Origin of the sequence: Novispirillum itersonii subsp. itersonii ATCC 12639, from assembly GCF_000381985.1 — a bacterium.
GTDB classification, from domain to species: Bacteria; Pseudomonadota; Alphaproteobacteria; order Rhodospirillales; family Rhodospirillaceae; genus Novispirillum; species Novispirillum itersonii.
The window spans coordinates 300,875-301,077 of sequence record NZ_KB907341.1 but is presented as its reverse complement, the minus strand read 5'-3'; positions in this window follow the sequence as shown (position 1 = coordinate 301,077).

The following is a 203-nucleotide window of genomic DNA, read 5'->3' as shown; positions in this document are numbered from 1 at the left end:
CGTGTGAGGGACAGACAACGGAGGTACGGCTCCGCCGTACCGACTGGGCCATTGAGGCCCCGCGCGACCATTCGCGCGTAAGCCAAGGGCGCGGACGCCCCCGCCCGGCGTGTGAGGGACAGACAACGGAGGTACGGCTCCGCCGTACCGACTGGGCCATTGAGGCCCCGCGCGACCATTCGCGCGTAAGCCAAGGGCGCGGA